At 38.8% G+C, this 2,514-nt stretch carries 3 protein-coding genes; all 3 read right to left on the bottom strand.

Features of this window, described 5'->3' with window-relative positions; all coding sequences use genetic code 11:
- Window positions 1-19: 19 nt before the first annotated feature.
- The gene (locus QZ265_RS10550) at window positions 20-1,006 is read right to left on the bottom strand and encodes a DNA topoisomerase IB (protein ID WP_296405976.1); all 987 of its coding nucleotides are present in this window, start codon (window positions 1,004-1,006) and stop codon (window positions 20-22) included.
- 351 nt (window positions 1,007-1,357) lie between these two features.
- Complete coding sequence (locus tag QZ265_RS10545; RefSeq protein ID WP_296405974.1) at window positions 1,358-2,134, bottom strand: SDR family NAD(P)-dependent oxidoreductase; 777 nt, start codon at window positions 2,132-2,134, stop codon at window positions 1,358-1,360.
- A 70-nt stretch (window positions 2,135-2,204) separates the two neighbouring features.
- Window positions 2,205-2,489 (bottom strand): pyrimidine/purine nucleoside phosphorylase, encoded by a 285-nt coding sequence (locus tag QZ265_RS10540; RefSeq protein ID WP_296405973.1) that lies wholly within the window; start codon window positions 2,487-2,489, stop codon window positions 2,205-2,207.
- Window positions 2,490-2,514 lie beyond the last annotated feature (25 nt).

Raw genomic sequence — 2,514 nt, 5'->3', positions numbered from 1 at the left:
GTGTGAGTAAGCATTTAATCTAAATTGCAGTTACACAGAATTCGGGATGGGCTCTGCTGGCCACATGTTTTACCATATCGACAACCAATTTCTGACGTTCTTTACTATCAGGTTCGCTATTTAATAATTGGGGATCAGCATGCTCATAAAGATACTCTGCAGCTAATACTGATGCCATCCAAGTTCTAAAATCTTTGGCACTGTACTCTTCACCCGTATGCTCGCGTAGATAGCCATTAATGTCTTCACTTTGTACTACCTGTTTATTACCTTGTTCATCTAGGTACTTAAAAATACGATATCCTGGCAAATCAGAACAAGCTCTAATGATATCAATTAAGCGCTCATCTTGTAGCTCAATGTGGTGTTCTTTGGCACTCTTACCAACGAAATCAAATGCCAGACCCTCTTCAGTTTCTGTGATATGTTTGCTTCGTAAAGTACTTAAACCATAGCTTTTATTTTGTTCAGCATAACGGTCGTTACCAATACGAATTAGCGTGGTTTCAAGCAGTTTTACCACTGCAGCCAATACGTTCTCACGACTTAACATCTCTAATTTTAAGTCTTGTTCAACTTGAGCACGTAATGCTGGCAATTTATTACCAAAGCCGATCATGGCATCAAATTTAGCCTCATCACGCACTTGATTCCATAGCTGATGATATAAATACTGCTTGCGACCTTTTTCATCTCTACCCGTACATTGAAGGTGTCCATCATCATTATTGCAAATCCAGACTTCTGACCACATAGGCAGTATGGCGAGCGAATCAAAACGTTTGCGTAATTTTTTATCTTTGACTGTATGACCATTTACATCTCGATAGCTAAAGCCTTTTCCGCAGCGCATTCTTGTATACCCAGGCTCCTCATCACTCACATAGCGTAAATTAGCTCTCTTAGCTAAAGCTTCATAGTCATGACGCAGATCATTATCCATTTGTAACTTAACTGATCGCTCCATAACAGTCTCAGACTCTGAATTACTTTTCAATTGACCCATTACCGTCCCTATTATCATAATTATATTAATATACTTTGTTATTATTGTGTCTATTGTAAACACAGCAAACGCTATAACACAGATGCCACGTTTAGGTAAACTGTTACTCCCTGTAACTTGTGAAGAATTTATAGCTTTATATATAACTCTATATGAAGTGTAAAAAAAAGACTGTACCTTATTATAAAGTACAGCCTTAGTTATAAAGTACAGCCTTGCAAACTATTTAACTTTTTCATATAAGGCTAAATGAAATATCAAGCCTCGGATTTGATAATTTCGCTTGAATATCAATCAATAATTAACCTTAAATCAATAAAAAAATGCTATATACATAATTGCATCTTAATATTAAATCATACGAATCGCACCATCTATACGAATAACTTCAGCATTTAGATAGGCATTTTCAATAATATGCGCTACTAATTTGGCAAACTCTGCAGGTTGACCCAAGCGTTTAGGATAAGGCACACTGGCTTCAAGTTGAGTTCGCGCTTTTTCAGGCAAAGATTCCATCATAGGCGTACCAAAGACGCCGGGTGCAATGGTCATTACTCGAATACCATGCCGTGTCAGCTCACGAGCCAATGGAAGCATAAGTCCTACAACCCCAGCTTTAGAAGACCCATAACTACCCTGACCTACTTGACCATCGAATGCAGCAATAGAAGCGGTGTTAATAATAATGCCTTGATCCTCATTGTTCGGTCCACCATCACTAGCAACACGTTTAGCGATACTTGCAGCGACCAAACGGGCAACGTTGAAACTACCGACTAAGTTTACTTGTATGCCCTTGTTAAACTGATCAAGATCGGCTGGATTGTTGTCTCGATCCAATAACTTTTGAACAATTGCAATACCTGCGCAGTTGATACTTCCAGCCAAACCACCAAATTCTTTTTCAGCAGTTTCAACTGCAGCTTGAACCTGCTCAGCACTAGTCACATCACAACGTACATAGCGTGCTTTATCACCAAGCTCTTTGGCTAAATTCTCACCCGTTTCTTCATTTAAGTCAGCGATGATGACATTTGCTCCACGTGATACCAGCTCTCTAACCGTTGCTTCACCAAGACCTGACGCACCGCCAGTAACGATAAATGTTTGTGATTCAGTTTTCATATAAAATCCTTATAATATTTTTAATATTCAACAAAAGCCAGTCATTGGCCATTTGCATTAATGTTTTAGCCTATTCGCCATATGTGCAAAGATAGGCGCTTTCCACTTCTACTTTAACTTGGAACTTTTGATTGGCCTCTATGGTAAAACTTTGCCCCGCATCATAAGTTTTAAAATTATCGCTACCGGGTAGTTTAACCGTTAAAGCGCCACTAACTACGGTCATCGTCTCAAACTCACTGGTGCCAAATTCATATTCACCCACTTCCATAACCCCTACAGTAGCTGGCTTGGTTGCAGTCTGAAAGGCAATAGAAGTTACTTTATTATCAAAATACTGATTAACACTTGGCATATTCATCTCCTTTAACATTATGTAT

The sequence above is a fragment of the Psychrobacter sp. genome (assembly GCF_018260395.1).
GTDB lineage: Bacteria > Pseudomonadota > Gammaproteobacteria > Pseudomonadales > Moraxellaceae > Psychrobacter.
The sequence above is the reverse complement of the archived record's forward strand: the minus strand, read 5'-3'. Positions and strand labels throughout refer to the sequence as shown.